24 protein-coding genes and 1 tRNA gene are annotated in these 25,563 nt (G+C 54.5%); 10 read left to right on the top strand and 15 right to left on the bottom strand.

The window, feature by feature from the left end; translation table 11 throughout:
- Positions 1–75: 75 nt before the first annotated feature.
- On the bottom strand, positions 76–351 hold the full coding sequence (locus tag SFC07_RS00125) for a DUF3618 domain-containing protein (RefSeq protein ID WP_411206215.1): 276 nt from the start codon (positions 349–351) through the stop codon (positions 76–78).
- A 176-nt stretch (positions 352–527) separates the two neighbouring features.
- On the opposite strand from SFC07_RS00125, the gene bcp reads away from it, so the two are divergent.
- Together bcp and SFC07_RS00115 are read left to right on the top strand one after the other, a co-directional pair.
- Positions 528–1,004 carry a thioredoxin-dependent thiol peroxidase gene (bcp, locus tag SFC07_RS00120; protein WP_411206214.1) on the top strand — a complete coding sequence of 159 codons (477 nt, stop codon included), beginning with the start codon at positions 528–530 and terminating at the stop codon, positions 1,002–1,004.
- A 26-nt stretch (positions 1,005–1,030) separates the two neighbouring features.
- Positions 1,031–1,696, top strand: a complete 666-nt coding sequence (locus tag SFC07_RS00115) for a TetR/AcrR family transcriptional regulator (RefSeq protein WP_411206213.1) — start codon at positions 1,031–1,033, stop codon at positions 1,694–1,696.
- A 5-nt stretch (positions 1,697–1,701) separates the two neighbouring features.
- Here the strand turns inward: SFC07_RS00115 and SFC07_RS00110 are convergent, their stop codons facing one another.
- Positions 1,702–2,106: a holo-ACP synthase gene (locus tag SFC07_RS00110; protein WP_411206212.1), complete on the bottom strand. Its 405-nt coding sequence runs from the start codon at positions 2,104–2,106 to the stop codon at positions 1,702–1,704.
- A gap of 80 nt (positions 2,107–2,186) precedes the next feature.
- On the bottom strand, positions 2,187–11,207 hold the full coding sequence (locus tag SFC07_RS00105; RefSeq protein WP_411206211.1) for a fatty acid synthase subunit beta domain-containing protein: 9,021 nt from the start codon (positions 11,205–11,207) through the stop codon (positions 2,187–2,189).
- A gap of 649 nt (positions 11,208–11,856) precedes the next feature.
- On the opposite strand from SFC07_RS00105, the gene SFC07_RS00100 reads away from it, so the two are divergent.
- Complete coding sequence (locus SFC07_RS00100; RefSeq protein WP_411206210.1) at positions 11,857–12,399, top strand: M23 family metallopeptidase; 543 nt, start codon at positions 11,857–11,859, stop codon at positions 12,397–12,399.
- On the opposite strand, the gene SFC07_RS00095 is transcribed toward SFC07_RS00100, so the two are convergent.
- The gene (locus tag SFC07_RS00095; protein WP_411206209.1) at positions 12,396–13,379 is read right to left on the bottom strand and encodes a zinc-binding dehydrogenase; all 984 of its coding nucleotides are present in this window, start codon (positions 13,377–13,379) and stop codon (positions 12,396–12,398) included. The genes SFC07_RS00100 and SFC07_RS00095 overlap by 4 nt on opposite strands.
- Positions 13,380–13,384: 5 nt before the next feature.
- Positions 13,385–13,762 carry a MarR family winged helix-turn-helix transcriptional regulator gene (locus SFC07_RS00090; RefSeq protein WP_411206208.1) on the bottom strand — a complete coding sequence of 126 codons (378 nt, stop codon included), beginning with the start codon at positions 13,760–13,762 and terminating at the stop codon, positions 13,385–13,387.
- 147 nt (positions 13,763–13,909) lie between these two features.
- Here SFC07_RS00090 and SFC07_RS00085 point away from each other — a divergent pair, with 147 nt between their 5' ends.
- Positions 13,910–14,518, top strand: coding sequence for a cysteine hydrolase family protein (locus tag SFC07_RS00085; RefSeq protein ID WP_411206207.1), 609 nt, complete (start codon positions 13,910–13,912; stop codon positions 14,516–14,518).
- A gap of 47 nt (positions 14,519–14,565) precedes the next feature.
- On the opposite strand, the gene SFC07_RS00080 is transcribed toward SFC07_RS00085, so the two are convergent.
- Positions 14,566–14,647 (bottom strand) — tRNA-Leu (locus SFC07_RS00080).
- Between the two features lie 112 nt (positions 14,648–14,759).
- Here SFC07_RS00080 and SFC07_RS00075 point away from each other — a divergent pair.
- Complete coding sequence (locus tag SFC07_RS00075) at positions 14,760–15,200, top strand: hypothetical protein (RefSeq protein ID WP_411206206.1); 441 nt, start codon at positions 14,760–14,762, stop codon at positions 15,198–15,200.
- Between the two features lie 78 nt (positions 15,201–15,278).
- Positions 15,279–15,635: a DUF3817 domain-containing protein gene (locus tag SFC07_RS00070; protein ID WP_411206205.1), complete on the top strand. Its 357-nt coding sequence runs from the start codon at positions 15,279–15,281 to the stop codon at positions 15,633–15,635.
- A 58-nt stretch (positions 15,636–15,693) separates the two neighbouring features.
- Here SFC07_RS00070 and rdgB read toward each other — a convergent pair whose 3' ends face one another.
- From rdgB to murI, 4 genes are all read right to left on the bottom strand, one after another.
- On the bottom strand, positions 15,694–16,299 hold the full coding sequence (gene rdgB / locus SFC07_RS00065; RefSeq protein WP_411206204.1) for an RdgB/HAM1 family non-canonical purine NTP pyrophosphatase: 606 nt from the start codon (positions 16,297–16,299) through the stop codon (positions 15,694–15,696).
- Positions 16,300–17,037 (bottom strand): ribonuclease PH, encoded by a 738-nt coding sequence (gene rph / locus SFC07_RS00060; protein WP_411206203.1) that lies wholly within the window; start codon positions 17,035–17,037, stop codon positions 16,300–16,302.
- Between the two features lie 95 nt (positions 17,038–17,132).
- Positions 17,133–17,900, bottom strand: a complete 768-nt coding sequence (locus tag SFC07_RS00055; RefSeq protein ID WP_411206202.1) for an MBL fold metallo-hydrolase — start codon at positions 17,898–17,900, stop codon at positions 17,133–17,135.
- A 112-nt stretch (positions 17,901–18,012) separates the two neighbouring features.
- A complete protein-coding gene (gene murI, locus SFC07_RS00050; RefSeq protein ID WP_411206201.1) occupies positions 18,013–18,864 on the bottom strand; it encodes a glutamate racemase in 852 nt (283 codons plus the stop codon).
- Between the two features lie 81 nt (positions 18,865–18,945).
- On the opposite strand from murI, the gene SFC07_RS00045 reads away from it, so the two are divergent.
- On the top strand, positions 18,946–19,587 hold the full coding sequence (locus SFC07_RS00045; RefSeq protein WP_411206200.1) for a hypothetical protein: 642 nt from the start codon (positions 18,946–18,948) through the stop codon (positions 19,585–19,587).
- An 8-nt stretch (positions 19,588–19,595) separates the two neighbouring features.
- On the opposite strand, the gene SFC07_RS00040 is transcribed toward SFC07_RS00045, so the two are convergent.
- The 5 genes from SFC07_RS00040 to clpS form a co-directional block, all read right to left on the bottom strand.
- Entirely contained in the window at positions 19,596–20,087 is a 492-nt protein-coding gene (locus tag SFC07_RS00040) for a MarR family winged helix-turn-helix transcriptional regulator (RefSeq protein ID WP_411206199.1), read from the bottom strand.
- Between the two features lie 87 nt (positions 20,088–20,174).
- Complete coding sequence (locus tag SFC07_RS00035) at positions 20,175–20,912, bottom strand: rhomboid family intramembrane serine protease (protein WP_411206198.1); 738 nt, start codon at positions 20,910–20,912, stop codon at positions 20,175–20,177.
- Positions 20,902–21,831 carry a P1 family peptidase gene (locus SFC07_RS00030; protein WP_411206197.1) on the bottom strand — a complete coding sequence of 310 codons (930 nt, stop codon included), beginning with the start codon at positions 21,829–21,831 and terminating at the stop codon, positions 20,902–20,904. Before SFC07_RS00030 ends, SFC07_RS00035 begins: the two co-directional genes overlap by 11 nt.
- Before the next feature lies 1 nt (position 21,832).
- Positions 21,833–22,372 carry a DUF2017 domain-containing protein gene (locus SFC07_RS00025; RefSeq protein ID WP_411206196.1) on the bottom strand — a complete coding sequence of 180 codons (540 nt, stop codon included), beginning with the start codon at positions 22,370–22,372 and terminating at the stop codon, positions 21,833–21,835.
- 8 nt (positions 22,373–22,380) lie between these two features.
- A complete protein-coding gene (clpS, locus tag SFC07_RS00020) occupies positions 22,381–22,677 on the bottom strand; it encodes an ATP-dependent Clp protease adapter ClpS (protein WP_411206741.1) in 297 nt (98 codons plus the stop codon).
- Between the two features lie 294 nt (positions 22,678–22,971).
- On the opposite strand from clpS, the gene SFC07_RS00015 reads away from it, so the two are divergent.
- The 3 genes from SFC07_RS00015 to SFC07_RS00005 form a co-directional block, all read left to right on the top strand.
- On the top strand, positions 22,972–23,523 hold the full coding sequence (locus tag SFC07_RS00015; RefSeq protein ID WP_411206195.1) for a CAP domain-containing protein: 552 nt from the start codon (positions 22,972–22,974) through the stop codon (positions 23,521–23,523).
- Positions 23,520–24,857 carry a nicotinate phosphoribosyltransferase gene (locus SFC07_RS00010; RefSeq protein WP_411206194.1) on the top strand — a complete coding sequence of 446 codons (1,338 nt, stop codon included), beginning with the start codon at positions 23,520–23,522 and terminating at the stop codon, positions 24,855–24,857. The genes SFC07_RS00015 and SFC07_RS00010 overlap by 4 nt, the downstream gene beginning before the upstream one ends.
- 175 nt (positions 24,858–25,032) lie before the next feature.
- On the top strand, positions 25,033–25,563 hold a 531-nt coding region (locus SFC07_RS00005), incomplete at its 3' end, for an SDR family NAD(P)-dependent oxidoreductase (RefSeq protein ID WP_411206740.1).

Raw genomic sequence — 25,563 nt, 5'->3', positions numbered from 1 at the left:
GCTCAAAACATCTCAGCCGTAAATAGAGAAAGCACCGCATCCCCACTCAGGGATACGGTGCTTTTGAAGTTCACTCTAGCGCTGGGAGAGCAGGCGCTGAATCTCTTTAAGATCATTAGCCTTCTTGCGGCCACGCACGATGCTGAAAACAATTGCACCGGCGACAACAGCAGCGGCACCGAGGAGAATCTTCTGCACATTAGGCTCCTGCAGCTTCGCAGTAGCCTGGTTCTTGGCATCATCAACTAGGTTGGCTGGCTTGCTGCGATCAGCAAGTTCGTCGAGGGTATTTGCCAGCTGTCGGCGGGTGCGCTCAATATCGCGCTGGATGTCTTCAATGTTGCGTGCCACTGCGCTACTCCTGATTTGGTGTATCTGTGATCAACTATTTTGGTTTAACGCGTCATGAAAACCCGTTACTGGGTTTCCATATTACTTAACTCCTTGACTTTAGGTTCATTGGTCCCCAAAAACCTTTGCTGAACTCAAGGTATCCCTCACGTTAGCCACCCGCTATTGTTGAATATATGACTGAAGCACAGCGACTAAATATCGGAGACACCCCACCCGCTTTTACCCTGCCTAATGATTCCGGCAGCACTACGTCGCTTAGTGACTTCGCAGGTCAGCAAGTTTTGGTCTACTTCTACCCCAAAGCCAACACCCCAGGTTGCACCAAGGAAGCCTGCGATTTCCGCGATTCTTTGAGCCAGCTTAATGATCTTGGCATCAAGGTCATCGGCATTTCTCCCGATCCCGTGGACAAGCTTATTAAGTTCCGCGAGGACCACGAACTGAACTTCCCACTGCTCTCAGATGAAGATAAGTCTGTTATGACTGCCTGGGGTGCCTTTGGTGAAAAGAAGAATTACGGCAAAATTGTGCAGGGCGTTATTCGCTCCACTTTTGTTATTAATGCCGATGGCACCGTAGGAATGGCTAAATACAATGTGCGCGCCACCGGCCACGTCGAGCGCCTACTGCGCGAATTTAACGCCGCCTAAGAATAACTACCTCGATCATTAAACACATGGAACCCCAAAAACAGGACGCCGCGGAAAATCCTGCCGGTACGGAAATCCTCGTACCCCGACGCCGCCCCGCCCAGCAACGCAGCCGTGAGCGCTTTAATCGCATCCTCACCGCTGCGCGTTCTGTGCTTGTTGATCTCGGCTTTGAGTCCTTCACCTTTGATGAAGTAGCCAAACGCGCCGAAGTTCCCATCGGCACGCTCTACCAATTTTTTGCCAATAAGTATGTACTCATCTGCGAGCTTGACCGCGTGGATAATGCGGAAGCCGTAGCCGAACTCAAAAAATTCTCGGACCAGGTCCCAGCCCTGCAGTGGCCAGATATTTTGGATGAGTTCATTGAGCACCTGGCTCGCCTCTGGCGCGAGGATCCTTCCCGGCGCGCGGTGTGGCATGCCATTCAGTCCACTCCAGCCACCCGCGCAACGGCAGCAGCCACGGAAAAAGAAATGCTGGAAATCATCGCAGAGGTCATGCGTCCCCTCGCTCGTGGCGCCTCCTATGAGGAACGCATGTCCTTGGCAGGCTTGCTGGTGCATACCGTGAGCTCCCTGCTCAACTATGCGGTGCGCGATGTGGATACTAGTGAAGAAGCCTTCGAGGGCATCGTCACGGAAATCAAACGCATGCTGATTTCTTATCTCTTCTCTGTCGCCACTGGATAAAACCGCTAGTTCATAATCACGCAGGTAGCCACCACATAGTCACCATCGTGGCTAATACTGACACTGCTTTGATATTCCCCAATGGAGTCTTTGACCTGCTTGGCCAAATTTGGGTGCAGTTCAATGGACACACGGCCCCAAGCATCGGCACGAACTTCAATTTCACGCCATTGCACATGTTCTTCGGCAATAACCGGTGGCTGCCCATAAATCGCCTGCGACCATGCCTTAATAAAGGCTTCCTTAGCAGCCCACCGTCCGGCTAAATGCTCTGCCTGGCGGCTCTGCGAGCGTGCAGATGCTAGGCGGCGCTCACTGGCAGAAAACACTTGCATAAAGGAACTGCCCGGCTGGGCTAGTTGCTCGGCAAATGCGGAAATGTGGACTAAGTCGGTTCCAATGCTGATCACCTGTTTTAGTCTAGTTGTCCCCCAGCCAGCACAATGCCCGCCCTCGATAAAAATCAAGGGCGGGCACTGACTAGTTGTACTTAGCCTTCGGCGCGCAAGATGCCGTCGACAAGCCTAGCGCGGGAGTCCAGCAGAACCGCAGCCTCAACTTCCTTGGCTGCATCACCGTGAACGCCGAGGTTGCGCTCAACTGGGCGCTCGTAGAGCGCACCACCGTGCATGCCGGCCACAATGCGGCGCAGGCCAGCTTCCTCGCGGGCTTCGGCTGCAGCACGCCACTGTGCGGCGGCCTGGTCACCGCGCTGTACTCGCACGGCCTCGAAGAAGGCATCTGGGTGCACGATCGCTACCAGCGCAGATACGTGACCAAAGCCGAGGGAGGTCACTAGACCGGCCTTTGGTGCCTGTGCGCGCAGGTCCAGTGGCTTGCGCAGCCACACCAGGTGGGAGTGCTTGGACAGTACTGGGTCCACGCAGTCCAGGGAGCGGTTGGCTGGAACCAGACCAGAACGCAGCACCTGGGTCAGGCCGATCATCTGGAAGGCCGCAGCGCCACCCTTGGCGTGGCCGGTAAGTGACTTCTGGGAAATCACGTAGAGCGGGTTGCCGGCCTTGCGTTCAATAGCTGCTGCAATGCGCTCATGCAGATCAGACTCATTGGGGTCATTGGCATTGGTGGAGGTGTCGTGCTTGGAGATAATGGCAATCTCATCAGCGGACACGCCGACCTCACGCAATGCGGTAGCCAGGCGGGAGTTCACACCCTCACGTGCTGCACTCAAAGCACCCAAGCCAGGAGCTGGGATGGAGGTGTGTGCACCATCGGCGAAGGACTCCGCAAAGCCAACCACACCAAGAACTGGCAATCCCAGGTCCACAGCTAGGGAGCCGCGGGCTAGCAGCAGGGTTCCGCCACCCTCGGACTCAATGAAGCCACCACGGCGGCGGTCATTGGCGCGAGAGAAGTAGCGGTGCTCGATGCCCTTGGCTTCCATCTCTGCAGAATCTGCAGTAGCAGCCATATCGCCGAAGCCGGTGATACCTTCCACGGAGAGGGCATCAAAACCACCGGCGACCACAAAGTCAGACTTACCCAGGCGGATCTTATCCAGGGCTTCCTCCACCGAAACAGCTGCGGTAGCGCAGGCTGCAACTGGGTGAATCATCTGGCCATAGCCGCCCACATAGGACTGCATAACGTGAGCTGCCACCACGTTGGGCAGAGCTTCCTGCAGTACGTCATTGGCGCGAGGCTCAGCCAGAATGCGGTCCACGTAAATGCCGCGGAGGGATTCCATGCCGCCCATACCGGTGCCCTGGGTGGAGGACACACGTGCTGGGTGTACTGCAGCCAGAAGCTCAGCTGGGGTGAAACCAGCAGAGAGGAAGGCGTCAACAGTACAGACAATATTCCACAGCGCCACAGTATCGAGGTTGTCGATCATATCGGCAGGAATACCCCAGACCGCAGGATCAAAGTTCTGTGGCACCTGGCCGCCGACAAAGCGGGTCATCGCCATGCGACGTGGCACGCGGATGGCAGAACCAGCCTTGCGGGTAACCGTCCATTCGCCGCTTTCTGGGTCCAGGGAAGCAACGGTGTGGTCTGGTTCGGAATCCACGAAGGTTGCAGCCTCTTCACGGGAGCTCACGGTGAAGCTGAGATCGTGGTCGAGGTACACGGTGGTTAGCTCTGGGGCGAAGTTGTCGATCATGCCATATTCAGGCATGTCATTGTACTTACGCACACCAACGCGGCTCAGCACCTCATCGTGGAAGCGATCGAAGATATCTTCCTCGGCAATGGCCTCATCAGATGCGTCATACCAGCCTGGCTTAGGGTCAACATCCCAGTGGATAAGTCCCATGGTCCACGCCAATTCAATAACACCGGCAGCAGTGAGGTCACCGCTGAGTTCGGCGTCGAAACGCGTACGGGCTGAACCCCAAGGTCCGAGCTCGCCGGCACCCACAATAACCACCATGTCATCCAGGGACTGGCTGACCTGACCTGCAAAATCAGGATTGGTTTGCACCAGCGGACGATAAGGGGTGGGCAGCGCAGCAATGGTGCGTGGCTGCTCCTTAGCTGCGGCCTCGGAAGCTGCAGCAGCGGCCTTAGCTGCCTCAGTACGTGCCATTTCCGCCAGGTTCAAATCAGATTCGCCCAGGCCACCGGTGAAGTCCACGGTCACTGGAGCAGCTGCAGCAGCAGCGCGCACCTCGGCGGTGACCTGCGAAACCAGCTTCTCTGCGATCTCGGAGGTGGAATAGGTTTCCACACCAGCTTCCTCAGCGGCAGCAACCAAAGGATCATTGCCACCCATCAGGCCAGTGCCACGCACCCATCCAATGTGAGCGTGGACCAGGGAGGTATTGGCACCCCAGGCACCTTGCTCCGCCTTCCAGCGGGTAACCACTGCATCCAGCGCAGCCTTTGCCTCACCATAAGCACCATCGCCACCAAAGCGGCCACGGTTTGGTGAACCCGGAATAACAACATGCAGGCGGTGACCCACATTGGTATTAGCACCCAGCGGTGCCAAACCAGCAATCAAGCGCTCCACCGACCACAGCAGCAAACGCATTTGGGTTTCAGTCTGTGGGCCGGCATCTGCCAAGGAACCGGAAACCCGAGGTGCCGCAAATGGGAAGAGCAAGGTTGGGACCAAAGCTGGCTTAATCAGCTTGGAGGCACCATTGACGGTGGCAGTCTGCTCAGAGCCCACCCAGTTCACAATGGCATCAATATCGCTATAGGAACTCAAGTTGGCAGCCACAATCCACAGCGCCGCATTACCGCGCGCAGAACGGACATAAAGATCCTTATAAAACTCCAGGCGCTGCTGATTCAGGCTGGAGGTCGTGGCAACCACAGTTGCCCCACCAGCAAGCAGCTTTTCGACGACCGCAGCTGCGATGGAATTAGGCGATCCGCCGGTCACAATCGCCACGTCAGCGGCGTATTCCAAAGCAGCAGTATCGCGTGCTTGCGCAGCCAACTCAGTTAGGCCGAAGAACTCAGCCTGTACTGCTACTGCTTCACCAGCACCGGTGACATCAATATCAGCAGCATCAAGCTCGCCCACAGCCACACGGCTGAGATCCTCGCGAGCAGATGCCCAACGGTCATCCAGCAGCACCACCTTATCTTCATCAAAGTGTGGTGCCACCTGACGTGGCCAATCAGAACCGAGTTCACGCGAGACCAGCTCATAGAGCTGCTGCTCATTATCGGCAGATTCTTCCACGCCAGCAGCTGCTGCTGGAGCGTCCAAGCCCAGCTGCGCCAAGATGGTGCGTGCGGTTGCAGCCAGCACACCGGCCTTACCGGTAACCTGCTCTGCAAACTCGCCCAGAGCAGCGGAATCCACCACTCCGCCACCGGCACCGCCAGCGGAAGGCAGGGACACTGCCACCCCGCGCCGGGCCGCAACTGCCTGCACGGCGGCGTCGATAAGCGCATCTAGTTCGGTGGTATTAGCTGGGGTTGCCGGTGCCAGGGACGCCAAGTCACCGCCACGCAGGGAGGCGCCTTCGCGGGCGCCGATAACAACCTCAGCGACCACATGGTCAGCCCAGCCCTGGCCCAATTGCCAGGCGCCGGTAACGCGCTCTGCCACGTATGCAGGACGCTTTCCGGTGGGGCCGGTGATTCGACGCAGCGCATCGGCAGCGGAATCAGAAAGCACTGGTCCAAAGGCCTTGTAGCCCTTGGCCATCTTGGACACGGTGACCTTCAGGTCTCCAAGCTCAGCATCGGCTGCGCCATCAATGGCACCGAGGCCAAATTCCACGCCCAGGTCCAGCATGAGCTGGTTGCGGCGGGAGGACACACCCTCCACCAGGGACTCGATGGAATCGGTGGCACCCATTTGATCAGGGCGCACCTTGGTCCACAGAGCAATGAGCATCTCGGTGGCATCGGCTGGGGTGAAAGAAATATCATCGGGGCGAGGTCCGCCCACAGCTACTGGTGCTGGAGCAGCTTCAACTGCTACTGCAACCTCGGCGGTTGGGGCAGCTGCTGCTTCGGTGGATGCTGCAGCATCCTCAGCTTCCTCAGCTTCAATGCTGCGGACAACCTCATCGGTGGCAAATACCACTGGGCGATCGCGCTCGATATTGAGCACCTCAATGGGGCATTCGCGGTACTGCGGCAGGCGCAGGGTCTGGCCCATCATATTGGCCAAGGTAGGTGCAGATCCCACACCAACCTCTACAAAACGCTCGGCCTTTAGGCCCTTAAGCAGCAGATCCTGGGTTTCAATCCAGCGCACTGGGGAAGCAAATTGCCAAGCCAGAAGCTCAATGAGCAGGGTGCGGGCAAGCTTTTGGGGGTTTGCAGCAGCTGCTTCAAAATCACTCAAAATCTCAGCGATATATGGGGAATCAACGACCTCAGTCATGGACTCTACAAACTCGCGGGTGAGCTCAAATGGACGGGCAACCAAGTTTGGAATATAGCGTCCCACCAGCACGTCCAGGTCCAGCTCAGCTGGGATGAGGGAATCGAGGTGCTCGCGGAAAGCGCCTACGCCATCACGCAGCTTGGAGGAGTGGAATGGCACGTCAATGCCTGGGATCATGATGAAGGCACGCTGGCCCGGGGCGCGGTTTTCGGCATCGGCACGCAGTGCTGCCAAACCTGCCTGGGTGCCAGCTACGGCGTACTGCAGACCAGCCAGGTTGTAGTTGACGATCTCCAGGAATTCGCCGGACTGCTCTGCAATGCTTGCCACATAGTCAAAGACATTGTCGGCGGTGAGCCCCATCTTGTTGGGGCGCAGTGCTGCCAGACCGAAGTTGGAGAGGCCACGCTCATCGCGGTCCACCAGGCGGTGCATGGTGAGGCCGCGGCGGTAAACGATCTCCAGCACGGATTCCAGGGAAAGCACACCGGCATAAGCTGCCAGAGCGTTGTACTCGCCGACGGAGTGGCCGGCAAAGTAAGCACGCTGGTTGAGAGCACCAGCCTCACGCATTTCTGCAATTTGAGCTACGCCCAAAGTTGCCATGCCCACCTGGGTGAACTGGGTGAGGTACAAGACGCCATCTGGGTGGCAGAACTTCTCCCCTGCCACGGTGACTTCGCGGGGGTTGTTTTCCACGATTTCCACAATGGAGAAGCCCAGCTTGGAGCGGGTGTGGGCATCTGCACGATCCCAAATTGCGCGGGCGGCTGCAGAGTTGCGGCGAGCTTCCATGCCCATACCTGGGGACTGAATGCCCTGGCCTGGGAAGGCATAGAAGGTGGTGGGAGCTGCCACAATGGCAGTAGCGCTCAGCACGGGGTTGCCGTTGACGGTAGCGCTAATGGCGCGGACTTCACCACGTCCAGGGCGGTTATCAATTGCGGAGCGTTCCACGGTGAAGGTGATGGTTTCACCTGGCAGCACTGGAGCCAACATGGTGGCGCTGAATTCCACAACGCGCGCTGCTGGGGTGTGAGTCTGCTCATCCTTAAACTCGGCACCTGCAATGAGCTCTGCAATGGCAGAGGTCCACATTCCGTGCACAATCACGCCTGGCAGTCCTGCCAAGGAGGCTGCGGTGTCAGAGACGTGGATGGGGTTGCGGTCGCCAGAAACGATGGCAAAAGGACGCATGGATTCTGGTGCTACAACCTCAGCAACCGCACGCAGGGAACGTGGGGTGTCGATGGTGGTAGGTAGCGCAGAAGTATTGGTGCGGGCGACAGCGTTGCCCTTGCGTCCGCGGATAGCAAAGCGCTCAGCCAGGGTGGCAATCTTGGTGCCATCAGCAGTGCTGATCTCTGCGCGGATAATCACCAAACGGCCGAGGTCAGTATCAGAGACCTCATCTGCCTTTGCGGTGACATGCAGTTCTCCTGCGGTTGGGACCTCAGCATGCAGCACAATGTGGTGCTCGAGGTGGACCAGGGACAGCATGCCCTCAACCACGGAAGCGGAATCAGAACCAGGAATGGTGGCGGACTGCACAGCTGCAAAAACTGCAGGCCATGCACGGCCAACCAAAACATCTGGAGCGGTGTTGGCTGGCATCACCGTGGCAGGTAGGTAACCTGCGGTGACATTGTTGTAATCGGCAATGACGCCCGCATCCAGGGAGGTTTCCCATACTGCAGTGCCATTGTCCAAGGTAGCCAGGGTGCCACCGGCAGCAATTCGGGTGAGCTCACCCATGGCAGCTTCAGCAGCTTCTTGGGTAACCAGTGGTACTGCACTTGGCAGTGCATCAATAGGGCTGGTCAGGCGGATTTTTAGCTCAGCGGTGGTGCCAAAGGCAGTAGATCCCGCCAAAGGTACCGTCAACATCACATGCTCTGCGTCTTCATAAACCAGGGTGGCGCCAGTTGGTGCGTGGAAGGCTTCAAATTCGGTGCGGGACCACTTATCGGAATCGCCCAGGCGGTGCACGATGGATGGAATATTGCGTCCAGCCCAGTAGGTGCCAGGGGAAGAAAGCACCTTGCCCATAATGTCGCGGGAGCGGGAATCATGATCCTCAATGCGTGCGATAGAGGCATCCACAAAGCGATCAAGCAGCTCAGCCACTGGCTCATTGGCGCGGGTGATACCGGCAACAGCAATGACACCAGGGATAATAGCCACCTGATCAGCGTCATAGTGATCATCATGGGACTGCCACAGGGAGTCCGAACGCCACCAGCGGCGCACGTCCTTGTCAATAACAGGCACAAAGTTCACGGGCTTGCCCGGCGTGCGGCACAAACCCAAGAACCAGGCCGCATCGGCTGGGGTGAGCAGTTCGGTGGCGGCATGTGGGAGTGCAGCAAGAAGCTTGTCGACGTCGCCCGCCTCACTAAAGGAGGGTTCAAAGCTGCCGTGATCCTGCTCGATCAAACGAGCCTCGGTGCGCTCCAGCATCTGGCTAAAACGAGCAGCCCAGGAGACATCGATCCACTGGCCATCGCGGGGACCAGAAAGTTCCAAATAACGCTTGAGCCACTGCTCATAGGTCATGGACTCAAGATCGCCAAAGTACTGCTTAGCGGTCTTGCCAATGGCCTCGATAATCTCAGAACGGCGCGCCTGCACTGCTGCTTCATCGCCTGCGACCTCATCCAGCAGACGACCAGCCTTGGCAAAGGAGTTGTCAATCTCGTGGATATCGGCGCCCAGCTGGGAACGGCCAGAGGCCATGCCATTCTTAGCACCTCCAGCAGGAACCCACTGCTCAGAACCAGCGGTTGCCACCAGCAAATCCTTCACGGACTGTGAAGTGGTTGCTTCCTTGGTAGCCATGGCTGCGGTACCGATCAAAATGCCATCAACTGGCATGGCTGGCAGGCCGTGGCTCTGCGCCCAAGAACCGGTGATGTAATCAGCAGCGCGCTCGGGAGTGCCGATGCCGCCACCAACACACAAAACCACATTGTCTAGGGCACGGGTCTTGCCATAGGTTGCGATTAGCAGCTCATCGAGGTCTTCCCAAGAGTGGTGACCACCGGCGACACCGCCCTCAATTTGCATAATCACTGGTAGTTCTGGGATTTCACGAGCGATAGCCAAGACAGAATTAATCTGCTTTACAGTGCCCGGCTTGAAGGCGACCCAGGGGAAGCCTCCGTCGATAAGCTCTTTAACGAGCGCTACGGCCTCGTCCTTTTCCGGAATACCTGCAGTGATGACCACGCCGTCAATGGGAGCGCCATTGGCGCGGGCCTTTGGCACCAGGCGTTTGCCACCGATCTGCATCTTCCACAGGTAGGGGTCCAAGAACATGGAGTTGAACTGCGCGTTGATACCAGGTTCCAGCAGCTCGGTGAGCTGTTCAATATGGGTTTCCAGGATTTCTGGGGTGACCTGGCCACCACCTGCGAGCTCCGCCCAGTGGCCACCATTGGCAGCTGCTGCCACAATCGCAGGATCCACGGTGGTCGGAGTCATGCCCGCAAGCAGCATCGGGGTGCGGCCGGTGAGCTCGCTAAAGCGGGTTACCAGGCGTGGGGTGCCATCCAAGTGCTCCACGCGGGGCGCAAATTCGGCATAATCCACCGGCAATTCCGGTGCCACACCGGCATCAAAAACCTTGGCCTGACCAGCAGCGTCGGCGACGTCGAAGGAGTCTGCGCCACGGCCTTCCAAGATGGCCTGAGTTAGCTTGACGACGCCGCCATCCGGGCCAACATCAAGGAACCAGCGGGCGCCAGCGTTGTAGGCCTCATCGACCTCTGCTACCCAGTCAACTGGGTTGACGAGCACATCAGCGGCGATTTCGCGGGCGGTGTCAGTATCAAAGCCACAAGCCTTGGCCCAGGCAACAGCCTGTTCCACAGCCATGGACATTGCTGGGTGGTGGAAGGCGGTCTGTACCTTGAGCGGGCTAATGCGTGGTGCAAAAGCGGAACCGCCGCGCTGCTTATTTTGGATAGCCTTTTGATCTTTGGCAGCCATGGCATTAAGCACGGCAATAACGCGGGCGTTATCCTCTGGGCGGCCTACGAGGACATAAGAATCGCGGGCGTTGCGCAGGCCGATGACCGGGCGGATTTCCTCTGGTACCTCAGCAGTTGCCTGAGCGATCGCCTGAGCCAGCTGTTCCTTCTTAATACCGGAGATTGCGATCATTGGGGCGTTTTCACCCTGCGCAATCAATCCGGTCATACGTGCGGTGCGTGAAATTGCAGCACCAATAAGCTGTGCCAGGGCGACGAGCTCATCTGCGCGGGTTGGATCTTTAAGCAGGTGTACGCCGAGTACGCCCTGGGAGTGTCCAATATTAGCCACGGCCTGCTCAACATCGAGGTGTTGTGCTTCCAAAGAACCCAGGGTGGCGATTTGGGAGACAAAGATACCTGGGACGCTGATCGCGGATTGTGCGCTATCAAAGGCAGGTGCTTCTGCACTATTGGCCCATGCTAGTGGATCAAATCCATAAGGGAAGGTGCCTGCGAGTTCATCTGCCACCGGTGCAAGGAGTTTCTCAGCACGCTCGACAATGTCCTTGACGTTTTGTCCTGCGCCTGCGGCAACAGCTGTGCGCAGGGTTTTCAACCAGTCATAGCCTTGTCCCGCAAACACAAAAGCAAAGGGCTCTTGGTCGAAACGGTTAATTAGTCGGCTAGCCCCGAAGTTCTTGCTCAGTTCGGTCACGTGAGAACTTGCTCCTTGCTTAACTCAGTCGGGGTTTTTGAGGCCCTGTCTGACTGTGTATGTTCGGATAATTTAAGAAAATGGCACGGCGATGGTGGCCGTCGTGTCAATGTTTAGAAATAATATGCCACAAATCATGAGGAAAACGTCATATTTTGCAGGTGTGCGAAGGTCTCCAATTCTTCACATCACCCATGGCACTACTCTCTCCCACCTATCGTGCCACCTAAAGCTGTGTAGACAAAACTTTCCTTTAGGGGAATTTTGGGAGCTATTTACGCTGGATAGCCCAGCTTTTCACGCTTTAACTTTGACGAGGTGCCAGTTTTTAGCATTTGCGCAGCTCTGTGGCTCTTTTCATAGCTAACTACGCAAGGGGTTATTCTCACACTCTTTTTTATGTGGTGGGTTTTTCCAGTTTCAGCCAGAGCCTGTTTTAAAGGCGACCGAAAGTGATAGAACTAACATTTTTCGGCCGGAGGCCAGCTAAGGGGATTGCAAAAGGTCATATTAGATCTGAATATGGCGGCTTTTTGGGGTAAAAGTTGGACTTTTAGGGTTGGGAACCCCTAGCGTGGTCACAACTTGATAACGGATAGGTTACGAAATGATCTAATCCAAAACTAACTATCCAACATTAAGGATTCTCATGCATCCCGTTCTTAACCGCAGACTCGGTCTCCTCGCGCTAGCAGCGACATCCATCGCCACAGCTGGGCTTGGCACCATCCCACAAGCTAACGCCCAGGTGGGCACCTACTCTCCATTTTCTTCTGAAGCTGCTGCCACCACCGGCCAAACTGTTGCCAGCCCCACCACCGGAGTTCTAACCTCAGGTTTTGGCGCTCGTTGGGGAACCACCCACACCGGAATTGATATTGCCAACAGCATCGGCACCCCAATCTACTCTGTCATGGATGGCACTGTCATCAGCTCCGGCCCAGCATCCGGATATGGACAATGGATTCGAGTCCAGCACGATGATGGTTCCATGTCCATCTACGGACATATGGAATACCTCTATGTCTCCGTCGGCGAGCGGGTTTATGCCGGCCAAGAAATTGCCGGCATGGGCAGCCGTGGATTCTCCACCGGCTCCCACCTCCATTTTGAGATCCACCCTGCAGGCTCCGGAAACTACGGCGCCGTGGACCCTCAAACCTGGCTTGCCAACAATGGCATCTACTTCTAGGGGTTGAGTACCACTAATTTGCCGGTAACGGCACCTGATTCCATATCCTCATGCGCCTGCACAATCTCATCTAGCTGATAAACATGCCCCATGGGGAATGAGAGCTCACCCGCAGCCACAGCATCGATGATGCCTTGGAGGCTTTTAGCGGTGAGATCACTGGATTCACCGGAGTACGCCGTTAAGCGCACACCATTGGGGATATAGTCCATCGGATAAAAATCAGGAATAGTCCACTGATCTGACAACATGCCAGTGAAACACACGGTGCCATGGACTGCCGTGGCTTTAAGAGTGTCTGGCAGGGTGTTGGTGCCAATCAGCTCGATGGCTCCATTTACACCATCGGGGCAAATTTCCCGGACCTTTTCAAAGATTTCTCCATCGTCGATAATGACGTATTCTGCGCCAGCAGCGTGAAGCTGATCGGTCTTAGCAGGATTGCGGGTGGTGGAAATGACTTTAATGCCAGCATGTTTAGCCAAGGCAGTGGCAGCCAGCCCCACAGCCGAGGAGCCACCACGAATCAAAAGGGTATCGCCCGCTTGAGCGCCAACTCCAACCTGAAGTGAACCATTTGCCGTTTGCACCATCTCCGGCAGTGCGCCCAAAGCCTCCCAGCTGAGCTCACTGCGGAAGGGAATCACAATCTCAGCAGGTACCGAAACATACTCTGCATAACCACCATCAATGGTGCGCCCCATGCCGCCCATAATTGCAACGACCTGGGTTCCAGGCTCAAATTCTCCGCCGGGAGCTGTAACAACAACACCGGTTGCTTCAATGCCTGGAATACGTGGGAAAGATCCAAAAGATCCCATGCCGCGACGGAAATGTAATTCAGAGCGGTTAAGCCCAAAGGATTTCACCTGAATAAGCACCCAGCCCGGTTGCGGTACTGGACGAGGCACCTGACGCAATTTCAGTGCGGAGGGATCACCTGGACCGTCGAGGACCACTGCTTTCATTAGTTCGCTCATTGTTTTTAAGCCTCAAATTTCCTTAATGATTGGTCAATTTCTCCAAGAGCTTCAGTAACTGCGGTGATTGTTGCCGGGTTCACCTCGCTGAAGATCTCTGCGAGGATGTCATCCAAAAGCTCTTGGGTACGAGCAAAGGCTGCGCGACCTTTAACACTTAGACTGATGAAAGTACTGCGACCATCACTTGCATCAGAAGTACGAATCAAAAGACCGTCAGTGACCATACGGTCCACCAGACGACTTGCTGCACCGACGGTGATATCAACACCGGCAGAGATTTCTTGAATGCGCACTTGGCCATCATGTTGAGAAATGAAATCCATGGTGTGGAAACGCGCCATGCTCAGTGGCCCATCGTATTGACGAAGAGCTCTTTCCACGCTGTTCCACAATCGAGTTTCATGGCTTGTAAGTATGGACAAGTAGTCTCGCTGAGTGGTTGGCATAACTCCAGCTTAAACTATATTACATGTAATATAGTTGCGTATCCCTCCCCCGTGTGATGGGAACTAAAACCAAGGAGACTCATGTCTGAGATTAATTTTGCAGCTGCAAAAACCGCCGTCCTCGTTATTGATATGCAAAATGACAACGTTCTTGCTGAAGGCGCTTTTGCTGACTTTGGCGCTGCTGAGCACGCAACCCAGCAGGATGTCATTAATAATGTGAACCGCGTTTTGGAAGCTGCTCGCAAGGCGGGCGCACCAATCTTCCACAACCGCATCATTTCCTACCCACAGCGTCCAGTTGGCGGCTCCAACGCACCAATCTTTAACCTCATTGGACCTGAGTCCCTCAAGGATGGTTCTTGGGGTGCAGAAATCCTCAAGGACATTGAGGTTCGCGATGATGAGATCGTGCTTGACCGTATGCGCATGAGCGCTTTCCACGGCACCAGCTTGGACGCCATGCTGCGTAACCTGGGCATCGAGAATGTCATCGTTGTCGGCGTATGGACCAACATGGCCGTTGAGCACACTGTGCGCGATGCTGCTGACTACGGCTACAACGCAGCCATTGTCTCCGATGCAACCTCCAGCATTAACGCTGAGTGGCACCAGGCGGCATTGAGCTACGCTCTGACCAACATTGCAACCATTACTGATGTCGCTTCTGTAGAAGCTGGCCTGAAGTAAAACAAAAACGGAAGCCCCGGTAAAAACCGGGGCTTCCTTTTATTTTGTGCGCCTGGAGAGACTTGAACTCTCACGTCCTAGGACACTGGAACCTAAATCCAGCGCGTCTGCCAATTCCGCCACAAGCGCTTAGTGCGGGTTTTACTATACATGGTCTTGCCTCAAATCAAATAATGCAGGGTGACTAATTGCACCCGCAGGAAATTCGCTTATCACAAAAATGCAGCTAGAATAGCGTTCTATGAGCGAGCCAGGCAGCGTCGGAACAAAGCAAAAGAAGACCGTAAAACTAAGTCATATTGTCTTTTTGATCATCTGTTTTTGCATTGCTATTGCACTCGCTTGGTGGCAATGGTCGCGTTTTCAATCCGGCTCTGGCACCTTCCAGAATCTGGGCTATGCCTTCCAATGGCCAGTCATCGGTGGCTTTTTGGTCTACGCCTATCGCAAGTACTTGCAATATGAAAATGAATCCATCGAGCTGGAGAACTTAGAAGCTCAAAGTGCGAGCGAGCGAGTTGTCGCCCCTGGAGATGAATTCATTTCACAGCGTCCCAGCTTGGTACAGGAGGAAGGGGTCAAAGAAATTGATGAGTCTTTCCTTCCCGAACGACCAACCTTGGATGTCGAAGAATTTAATAGGCTTAATGATCCTCGTGCGAGAAGGCGTCGACAAGCTTAAAAACGTGGAACTTTCCGCACTGCTCAGCCGACTACTCTCCTAGTTAAGTTTCACCCCAATCCCCCAAGGAAGTTTTAAGTGTCAACCACCACCCCGATTCACCCCGAACGTAAAAAGCGCGTTCGCCAAGCTCTCACCATGTTTTCAATTGCAGCATGGATCACCGGTGTTTTTCTGCTGGCGCTGACCCTGCGCATGGTTTTGCAGTACATCGTGGGTATGGAGATGCCTGGCTGGGCTACGTTTATCGCTATCTTCCACGGCTGGGCTTACATCATCTATTTGCTCACCACCCTGAACTTGGGACTTAAGGCGCGCTGGGAGCCGATTCGTTGGTTCACCACTGCAATTGCTGGTGTGGTTCCATTTCTTTCCTTCTTTATTGAGCACAACCGCCGCAAAGAAGTAATCGCTGCCTTCCAGCTCGATTCTTAAAACCAAGTACAGCAAAAGGCCAGCACCTCAAATGTGAGGTGTTAGCCTTTTGTTATTTTTAAGCAGGTAGTTTGGCCAGGATTTCTACCAAACCGCGTAGGGCTTTGCCGCGGTGGGATAAAGCATCCTTCTCCGCTGCAGAAAGCTGTGCCGAGCTGCGGATTCCTTCCTCAGCGGGCTTAAATAGCGGATCATAGCCAAAGCCATTCTCTCCCCGTGGCTCCCGCAACAGGGTGCCTTCCCAGCGACCTTCTTGGACAAATTCTTGACCATCTGGCAGCACCAAAGCACATACCGAGACAAAGGCTGCCGCGCGACGCTCATCAGGAACGTCTGCCATTTGAGCCAGAAGGAGATCATTATTGGCCTGATCATTGCCATGTGCGCCGGACCAGCGCGCAGACAGCACACCGGGCATACCGTTGAGCTCTTCGACGGAAATACCGGAGTCATCGGCAATGGTGACAAGTCCAGTATGTGCTACCCCGGCCCGCGCTTTGATCAGTGCATTATCTGCAAAGGTACGGCCGTTTTCAATGGGCTCATCATAGGCAGCTACATCAGCCAAAGCGAGCAGCTCTACAGAATCAAGGCCTGCTTGATCCAGAATGCGCTGCAATTCTTTGAGCTTTTTGGCGTTGTTTGAGGCAAGGAGAAGCTTCATTTAGATTCCCAGTGCTGCCTTTTGGGCGGCGATGAGCTCCTTGCAGCCCTTAGCTGCATAATCAAGCATTGAGTTGAGCTGCTCGCGGCTGAAGGTGGTAGCTTCGCCGGTACCCTGAATTTCTACAAATTCTCCACCCTCGGTCATGACCACGTTGAGGTCAACATCGGCGCGGGAATCTTCTTCATAGGGAAGGTCAAGGCATATATTGCCGTCGACAAGACCAACAGATACAGCAGCTACTGGAGGAAGCAAGGGGTTACCTCGAACTACACCCTGATCCTGAAGAACCTTGATGGCATCAGCCAGTGCAACATAAGCGCCGGTGATGGAGGCGGTGCGGGTGCCACCATCTGCTTGCAAGACATCGCAGTCAATGGCGATGGTGTTTTCGCCGAGCTCAGAAAGGTCAACAGCAGCACGCAGGGAGCGGCCGATGAGGCGAGAGATCTCATGGGTGCGGCCCTTAACCTTGCCGGCCATGGACTCACGACGATTGCGTTCTGCAGTTGCAGCAGGCAGCATGGCATATTCTGCGGTGAGCCAGCCTTCGCCGGAATCACGCTTGAAACGAGGAACACCCTGTTCCACAGAGGCGGTGCACATAACGCGGGTGTTGCCGAATTCTACAAGCACACTGCCTGCAGGGTTGGAAGTAAAACCACGGGTGATTTTGACGGCACGCATCTGATCCTGAGCACGGCCATCAAAACGGGTAAAGCTTGAAGATGAAGTCATAAGGTACAGGGTACCTTTATGATTTCCGCGGCAGCACGTCGAGAAGCGTTTTTGGCTACGGCGCGGGTGTGGCGCCGCACCCCGGGCGCCCCACTTTAAATGTCGAAGTGCATCCCCGGGCGGGCCAGTTCAATGGGGCCGTCAAAGTACTGCGCGGCGGCAGCTACGGCGGTATCGGCTTCAACCCATGGCGGAATGTGGGTAATAACCAGCTTCTTTACTCCTGCGGCGGCGGCAAGTTTGCCGGCGTCTTGGGCACACATATGCATGCCAGGTGCCTTGCCATCACAGCTGGCACCCCACGTTGCCTCGCAGAGGAAAATATCAGCACCGCGGGCAGCATCAATGAGAGCTTCGGTATAAGCGCTATCGCCGGAATAGGTCACCGTTGCACCGGTGTTATGTTCCTCAACGCGCAGCGCATAGGTCTCAATAGGGTGAACAACCCTAAAAGGGGTCACCGTGAATTTATCGATTAGCAGTGGCTGACGTTCCTTCCACGCATCAAAGGCGAAAGTATCAGACATATCGTCCACACCTTCTGGTTCATCAGAGCTGAGGCGACCTAGACGGTTGGGAGTATCCTGTGGACCGAAAAGCAGGTTCCGGCTTTTGGCGGCTTTGGTGGGGTGGAATCGGCGCCACACCAGCAAGGAAGCGAAATCTGCGCAGTGATCGGTGTGCAGATGGGAGAAGGTCACATGCGCGTCGGAAGGATCTTGGATCTCTTGTAAAGAGGCCAGGACTCCAGGTCCCATGTCCATAATCAAAGATGGGGAATCTGGAGAATTAATCATGTATCCAGATGCTGGGTTACCTGGAGCAGGAACGCTTCCAGAGCTTCCGAGGATGGTAAGTCTCATAGGGATACTGTGCCATGACTTGACAGTTCATGTGAACTTTTCCGGGGAATAAACACCGAATTGTGAGCATTTAACCCCAGGCTTAATTCCAGGATTAACCACACACCTGCACTTATCCCTCGTTTTTCCTCACCTGAGACACAATCGGCCCCAAAAAACGGCGGCTAAGTTGCTCGAAAATTTCCGGATCGCCGGTTGACTCAAAGCTATAGGTGGGCTCTGGATGCATATCTGGGTCTGCTAAAAGATCACGCTCGCTCAAGATACGCAGCACATCCTTGGCGGTTTCTTCTGCACTGGACACCAAAGTCACATGATCGCCCATGGCCAATTGGATAACACCGGAGAGCAAAGGATAGTGAGTACACCCAAGCACGAGAGTATCTACGCCTTTAGCCTGCAGCGGAGCCAAATAATCCTCTGCAATATTGAGTATCTGGCGACCGCTGGTAATGCCACGCTCCACAAAGTCCACAAAACGTGGGCAGGCAGTGGCGCTGACCTCGATGGAGGGGCTGGCTGCAAAAAGATCCTGGTAAGCACCAGAATTAATGGTTCCGACGGTGCCGATCACGCCCACTTTGCCGTTGCGGGTGGCAGCAACTGCACGGCGCACGGCAGGCAAAATAACCTCCACCACGGGGACGTCATAACGCTCCCGGGCGTCCCTTAAAAAGGCCGCAGATGCAGTGTTGCAGGCGATCACAATCATTTTGCAGCCACGTTCAACCAGTTCATCTGCAATGCGCAGTGCATGTTCACGTACCTTGGCGATCGGCAGTGGACCATAGGGGCCGTTGGCAGTATCGCCAATATAAATAATTGATTCATGGGGCAGCTGATCAATAATTGTGCGCGACACTGTTAGTCCGCCAACACCTGAATCAAAAATGCCAATTGGTGCATCGGCACCGGGCATGGGACGTTCAATCATTGAACCGCTGTAATCAGTCACGCTATTCATACTAGGCACACCTTAAAATTCTTTCCGCCATCCCCGGCCAGCATTCCTTTTTATGCTGCGGCAATGTGCCACAATATGGCCATGGCTGATTCTGTAGATCCAGAGACCACACAATTCCCACCGGTGCGGGCAACTCCGCAAGCAATTAATCTTGGTGACGCCGGAAATAAGCCCAGCTCACCACATCGCCGTGGCAATGGGCCCATGATCGCTTTATTGTCTGTTTTGATCCTCATCATTGTGGCTGCAGGTGTGTGGCTTTTGCTTGGTCTTAAAGGTTCAGAATCACAAACCTCAGCATTGAATTCAGAAGCCTCTATTTCTGAAACTCAGCCCACCTTGCCCGCAGACAGCTCAGCGGAGGGCGCCTCCGCTGGAGCAAACGCCACCTCCCCCGAGACAGCAGAAAGCACCGAAGCCACCGGCCGTCCTGCACAACCAGAGCTGCCAGCGGAAGCTATGCCGGCAAATGACGCGGCGGCGTCATTGGCAGATGCAGGAAACCTCAATAATGTTTATTCGGGTTCTGTGGTTACCTCGGCAGAATTTGCCCGTGCCGTCCGCGATGCTTTTGTTACCCACTATCTAGAAACAGATGAGCTCTCCGGCGAGATTCAGGCTACCAGCCCGGTGACTGGAGAAACCTACACCCTCAGCTGCGAGGACAATGGCGCTTATGTCACCTGTTCCGGTGGCAACAACGCCATTGTGTACATCTCCTAAACAGCTGCCTAAACCTGTGGCATGCGTGGAGGATCTAGCGCCGCCACAATTTTCTTCATAGCGCTGCCTAGCACCTTGAGTTCATTATCATCAAGGTTTTCAAAAACAAGTCGACGTACCTCTTGTACGTGGCCGGGGGCTGCAGCAACAACCTTGTCCCATCCTGCATCGGTCAGCACCGCGACAGTCGCGCGACCATCATCGGGGTCCGGTTCACGCCTCACCCACCCGGACTTTTCCAAACGTGTGACCACGCGGGAGAGGTGAGATAGGGTCATATCTGAGAGTTCAGCCAACTCGCTCATGCGGAGTTTACGATCCGGCGCCATGGAAATCTGCGCCATCGCAAAATAATCAAAGTTGTTTATCCCAGCGGATTCTTTGAGCTGAGCATCTAAACGCGCAGGCAGCCACACCCGCAGGGACCACACATTAAGCCAAACGTCTTGTTGCTCTTGAGTCAGCCAGATGTCATTGGATTCGGTGTTTTCGCTTGGCATGTCAACTAATCTTAGTCGCTCCGCAATATATATGTAAGCAATTGCACCAGAGTTCTCCGCAGCACAAAAGCTCAAAAGTGCAAAAGCTTAAAACCCCCGGCTTTGGCGCTTTTGCTCTAATTTCTTTTGTTGTTTTTTAGCTTTGAGCGCAGCGGGATCATCGGAAGTAATAAAAGCTCCGGCACCAATGCCACCGATTGCTCCAAACAGATGCCCCTGCCAGGACACACCTGGTTGGGTGGGCAACAGACCCCAGAAAAGACCGGAATAAATAAAGGCCAGCGCTACGCCTAAGAGGAATTGCTTAAAATCGCGGTTAAAAATGCCACGCACAATCAGATATCCCAACCAGCCATAAATCAGACCAGAGGCGCCAATGTGGTTGGTGCCGATGCCGCCAAAGAACCAGGTTCCAAGGCCCCCAACAAGGCCTGCGATAAGGGTTACCTCCCAAAACACCCTTTTACCGCTCATGCCGATAATGAAGCAGAAAATTGCACCGGGAATGGTATTGCCGATGAGGTGTTCTAAGTTGGCGTGTAACAGTGGCGAGGTAAAAATATGCCACAGGGAGCTGGGGTCAAGCGGGTGAATTCCGTAATAGCTCAGCAATCCGCCGGTGAGAAAATTAGCAAAATGCACCACCCAAATAACCACCACAAATCCGATGGCAAAACTAAATCCGGTGCGTAGCGAGGACTTATTTTTCAGTTGCTGATTAAGCTGCGGGCTTGGCTTATTCCACGGCCGCAGCGGGCCGGAGGTATTCGGGTTAAAACCTGAAGCTCCAAAACCGGTGTTGTGGTAGGGGCTGTTATAACTCATCTGCTAGTTCCCTAAAAGTGTGTAGTCCGAGTCCCGGACTCGCGGAAGTTATGGCGTCGATAATAGCGTCCTGCACACAATCAGCAGCGTGCGCACACAATTGTGTCAGCACTTCCGCGCTCACCCCACTGCCATCACCACTGGACATGGCAAAGAAAGTATCCCCATCAAAGGGCGAATGAGCAGGCCTTACTGCCCGTGCCAAGCCATCATGCGCCGCCAAAGCCACGCGCTTTGTTTGCGCTTTAGTCAGTGGCGCCGAGGTAACGATCACACCAATGGTGGTATTCAGCGTGGTCGTCGCAGGCGCCAGCTTTTTTAGCTTGTCGACGTTCACCGCCGCAGCACTCGGCCGCCCATAAAGGCGCCCGGTTTCTGGGTCGATTACCTCCCCCACCGGATTCGCCACAACTGCTGCCGCCATGACGTACTCCCCTGCCCGGCGTGCACCTTGGCCAAAACCACCGCGCAATCTTCCAGCAGTTGCGCCCATGCCTGCGCCGATACTTCCAGATTGTGTATCAGCACCAGCAAAGGCATTTTCTACGGCAGCCGCGCCATCGGCAGCGGCGGGGCGATTGTGGGGATCGCCGACAAAAAGATCAAAAATGACAGCAGCCGGCACAATTGGCACTTTTAGTTCGCCCACTGAAAAACCGATGCCGCGTTGCTCCAGTGCCTGCATCACACCGTCGGCAGCAGCCAGCCCAAAGGCCGAACCTCCGCATAAAGCCACCGCATGAACTTCTTGGACGGTGTTATGCGGTTCCAAAAGGTCAGTTTCCCGGGTTCCTGGACCGCCACCTCGCACATCGACGCCTGCTATTGCACCTTTAGGTGCAATAACCACGGTGCAACCGGTATCCCCCTTGCTCACGTGGCCTAAAAGGAACCCCGGGACGTCGAAAAGCGCACTCATGTTAATCCATCATCGCTTCAAGCAAGGATTCCTGGTTATAAGCCAGCCACTGCACCAGGTTTTCGCGCTCCGCGGCAGCACTTTCCCCGCCATAAAGCTCGCCGGAGGCAACGTAGAGGCGAATATCATTTAGTGCTGCCAACCAGGCGTGGGCTTCTTCCTCAGAGGCATTGACTGCAACATTTCCATCGGGGCCGAGAGCATCATTAATGACCCTCAAATTGGCCAACTTTGCCCGCGTAATATCGCCCTCATGGAGGGAACGGAGGAAGGAATTATCTCCTTCATATTCCTCATCGCCAGCGTGCTGAAAATCTGGCAACAGTCGAGCTAGAGCCGGATCTTCAGGGGCCTCTTTGTGCCCACCGACCATGCCAGTAAGTTCTGCCAACGGGTCCTTAGGCACTGATTGCGCCCGCTGGATTAAAGCTTCAGAAACTGCGGCCGAAAGATCACCCAGTACTTCTCTTTCCATGGGTTCAAAAACCACGCTAAAACGAGCTTGGCGCCTCAAACCTTTTTTCTTTTTCCACTGTTGCATATGTTTTCCTAGCCGGCCTGCTGCATGGTGGCCCATAGTCCAGCGGTGTGCAGCTTTTTTACATCGCCTTCCACTTTGTCTTTTTCCCCCGAGCTCACAACCGCTTTACCTTCGGTGTGAACCTGCATCATTAACTCTGTGGCTTTCTTTTTACTAAAGCCCAACACGGTTTGGAAGACGTAGGTTACATAACTCATCAAATTCACGGGGTCATCCCACACAATGCACAACCAGGGCAAATTCTCGCTGGATAGGGTGTGGACATTTACTTCCACATCAGGAGTTGCAATGGGTGCTGACGGCATGGAGGCCACCGGTGAATCTGCCACCGCGAGAATCTCGGTGTGTTCAATCGCCTGGGTGGCGTGAATGTGGTTAAGCCTGTTCATATCAAATAGCCTAGTCAACTACCCTGCATGAGCGCAGCGCAGAACTAGTTTCCTGGGGTAATTTCCGGTAAGGCACTGGAGTTCGCCCACCGCCACGTGCCGGCTCTGATAGTCTTGGCTCAACTTTGAGACACCCTCTTTAGCAAATCTTAAGGCTAATGTTAAGACTCTAGCCCACGGTGAAAACAAGCGTTGTGGAAGGAAAAACAAATGTACGGCCTAGACACTCAAGTGCGTACGTGGCTGCAACAATTTGGTGTTGCTCCTTCCTATGCTGAGATCATCAGCTCACTTGCCCGTGCTATTCCTATCTTGTCAATTCTGCTTACAGCCATCATCGGTTTTAATGCAGCCTCCAATGGTAACCCTTCGCAGAGCCCGGTACTTGATCAACTTCGTACCGATGTAATCAACAAAATTAATTATGAGCGCTCTCCACATGGGTTAATCCCACTGACTCCTGAGGTAAACCTGCACAGCGCAGCCCAAAAGGAAGCAGAAGAAAATGCCGCCACCAAAACTGAGGGGCCGGTTGCTGATCCGGAGGGCAATTTGGTGGTACTTCAAATTAATATGCCCTATGCGCAGGCCAACGCTGACTATATTGTCGATACCCTTTTAGCCTCCCCAGCGCACCGTGATGTACTGCTAACGCCCATCTATGAGGCCATCGGTGTGGGAGCTTCATATAGTGGAGATCACGTCTGGGTAGTGGTCGAGTTCACTATTAGTGCCACAAATTCCGTAGAATCGACAAGGTGAATCTAAACAACTCCTCCATTCCGGCTAATCGCTCCACCGCACTGCTCACCGATAAATATGAGCTGACCATGCTTGAAGCTGCACTTAAAGATGGCACTGCAGAGCGCCCAGCAGCCTTTGAAGTCTTTAGCCGCAGGCTTCCCAATGAACGTCGCTATGGTGTTGTTGCAGGTACCGCCCGCGTTTTGAATGCGATCCGGGACTTTGTATTCACCGAAGAACAGCTGGCTGATCTCGATTTCCTTAACGAAACCACCCTGGAATACCTCCGTAATTACCGCTTTAAGGGCCAAGTCGACGGCTACCGCGAAGGCGAAATTTACTTCCCTAATTCCCCACTGCTTACTGTGCGCGGAACCTTTGCAGAATGTGTCATTTTGGAAACTGTGATCCTATCCATCATGAATGCGGACTCCGCCGTTGCCTCGGCTGCAGCTCGTATGGTTACCGCAGCTGATGGACGTCCTATTATTGAAATGGGATCTCGTCGTGCCCATGAATACGCTGCCGTGACTGCTGCACGTGCTGCATACTTGGCTGGTTTTGTTGCCACCTCAAACCTCGAAGCTGCTTATCGTTATGGCATTCCAGCCTCCGGCACTTCAGCACATGCATGGACTTTGCTGCACATCAATGAAGACGGCACCCCTAATGAGGCTGCTGCTTTTAAATCCCAAATTGAGTCCCTTGGCGTTGGAACCACTTTGTTAGTTGATACCTACGACATCACCCAAGGCGTTGCCACTGCCATTGAGGTTGCTGGCACTGAACTTGGTGGCGTTCGTATTGATTCCGGCGATCTCGGTGTGATGGCACGTAAGGTGCGTAAGCAGCTTGATGATCTTAATGCCCACAACACCAAGATTGTGGTTTCCTCCGACCTTGATGAGTTTGCCATCGCCGGTCTGCGCGGGGAACCTGTTGATGTGTACGGCGTAGGTACCTCTGTGGTAAACGGCTCCGGCGCACCAACTGCAGGCTTGGTTTATAAGCTGGTTGAGGTTAATGACCACCCCGTTGCCAAGCGTTCCCGCAATAAGGAAAGCCATGGTGGTGCCAAGCGTGCTGTGCGCACCCACCGCGATACTGGTACCGCGATTGAAGAGGTCATCTACCCCTTCAACAATGACACCCCTGATACCTGCAAGCTTAATGTTGTGCAATTGACCATCCCACTTATGCGCGATGGTGAGATTGTTCCTGGCCTACCAACTTTGGAAGAATCTCGCGACTACTTGACTAAGCAATTGGTTACTTTGCCTTGGGAAGGTCTAGCGCTTTCGCGTGATGAGCCAGTGCTACACACCCGTTTTTCCGGCTTCCCTGACGCTTAATATTTTTTAGCGTCAGCCTTCCCCTAAAACCACTCACCTGTTCTGAGCTGTGGTTTTAGGGGATTTTTTAATGCCTTAAAGGTTTTTGTTGATACATCACCAAAGATGTGTTTATAATAGGAACTACCGACAAGGTCAACACCTCACACAACGAAAATTGTGAGAGAAGAACGGAATATCATGTCCACCAAAAAATGATTTTTCAGGAAAAGTAGCTCTCGTTACCGGCGCAGCATCCGGACTTAGTGAAGGAATCGCCAATGACCTTGCAGCCCGTGGAGCTAAGGTTGTTGTTACCGATATTAATTCTGAAGGCGCAGAGAAGGTCGTTGCTGCCATTCAGGAAGCAGGCGGCGAAGCTGCAGCTCTGAAGATGGACTCCTCCTCCCGCGAGGATAATAAAAAGGCCGTAGAGTTTGCCGTCGAAAAGTTCGGCGCTTTGCACCTAGCAGTAAACAATGCCGGCATTGGCGGCAAGGATAACAAGGTCGGTGAAATGGACCTTGATGACTGGGATCGCGTTATTGGAATTAACCTTTCTGGGGTTGCTTATGGCAACCACTACCAGATCGAGCAGTTCCTCAAGCAGGAGGATCCTTCCAAGACCGCCATCGTTAATATTGCCTCCATTCACGGCACTGTTGCTGCTCCAGGCAACTCCGCATACACCGCTGCAAAGCATGGTGTTATAGGCCTTACCAAGAAC

This window comes from Corynebacterium callunae, from assembly GCF_046592015.1.
Classification (GTDB): Bacteria; Actinomycetota; Actinomycetes; order Mycobacteriales; family Mycobacteriaceae; genus Corynebacterium; species Corynebacterium callunae_A.
The sequence above is the reverse complement of the archived record's forward strand: the minus strand, read 5'-3'. Positions and strand labels throughout refer to the sequence as shown.

Excerpts from the sequence above, each read along its gene's own strand:
- bcp (WP_411206214.1), top strand. The coding sequence starts at position 528 with ATGACTGAAGCACAGCGACTAAATATCGGAGACACCCCACCCGCTTTT.
- SFC07_RS00115 (WP_411206213.1), top strand. The coding sequence starts at position 1,031 with ATGGAACCCCAAAAACAGGACGCCGCGGAAAATCCTGCCGGTACGGAA.
- SFC07_RS00100 (WP_411206210.1), top strand. The coding sequence starts at position 11,857 with ATGCATCCCGTTCTTAACCGCAGACTCGGTCTCCTCGCGCTAGCAGCG.
- SFC07_RS00095 (WP_411206209.1), bottom strand. The coding sequence starts at position 13,379 with ATGAGCGAACTAATGAAAGCAGTGGTCCTCGACGGTCCAGGTGATCCC.
- SFC07_RS00085 (WP_411206207.1), top strand. The coding sequence starts at position 13,910 with ATGTCTGAGATTAATTTTGCAGCTGCAAAAACCGCCGTCCTCGTTATT.
- SFC07_RS00075 (WP_411206206.1), top strand. The coding sequence starts at position 14,760 with ATGAGCGAGCCAGGCAGCGTCGGAACAAAGCAAAAGAAGACCGTAAAA.
- rdgB (WP_411206204.1), bottom strand. The coding sequence starts at position 16,299 with ATGAAGCTTCTCCTTGCCTCAAACAACGCCAAAAAGCTCAAAGAATTG.
- rph (WP_411206203.1), bottom strand. The coding sequence starts at position 17,037 with ATGACTTCATCTTCAAGCTTTACCCGTTTTGATGGCCGTGCTCAGGAT.
- SFC07_RS00055 (WP_411206202.1), bottom strand. The coding sequence starts at position 17,900 with ATGAGACTTACCATCCTCGGAAGCTCTGGAAGCGTTCCTGCTCCAGGT.
- murI (WP_411206201.1), bottom strand. The coding sequence starts at position 18,864 with ATGAATAGCGTGACTGATTACAGCGGTTCAATGATTGAACGTCCCATG.
- SFC07_RS00045 (WP_411206200.1), top strand. The coding sequence starts at position 18,946 with ATGGCTGATTCTGTAGATCCAGAGACCACACAATTCCCACCGGTGCGG.
- SFC07_RS00040 (WP_411206199.1), bottom strand. The coding sequence starts at position 20,087 with ATGCCAAGCGAAAACACCGAATCCAATGACATCTGGCTGACTCAAGAG.
- SFC07_RS00035 (WP_411206198.1), bottom strand. The coding sequence starts at position 20,912 with ATGAGTTATAACAGCCCCTACCACAACACCGGTTTTGGAGCTTCAGGT.
- SFC07_RS00030 (WP_411206197.1), bottom strand. The coding sequence starts at position 21,831 with ATGAGTGCGCTTTTCGACGTCCCGGGGTTCCTTTTAGGCCACGTGAGC.
- SFC07_RS00025 (WP_411206196.1), bottom strand. The coding sequence starts at position 22,372 with ATGCAACAGTGGAAAAAGAAAAAAGGTTTGAGGCGCCAAGCTCGTTTT.
- clpS (WP_411206741.1), bottom strand. The coding sequence starts at position 22,677 with ATGCCGTCAGCACCCATTGCAACTCCTGATGTGGAAGTAAATGTCCAC.
- SFC07_RS00015 (WP_411206195.1), top strand. The coding sequence starts at position 22,972 with ATGTACGGCCTAGACACTCAAGTGCGTACGTGGCTGCAACAATTTGGT.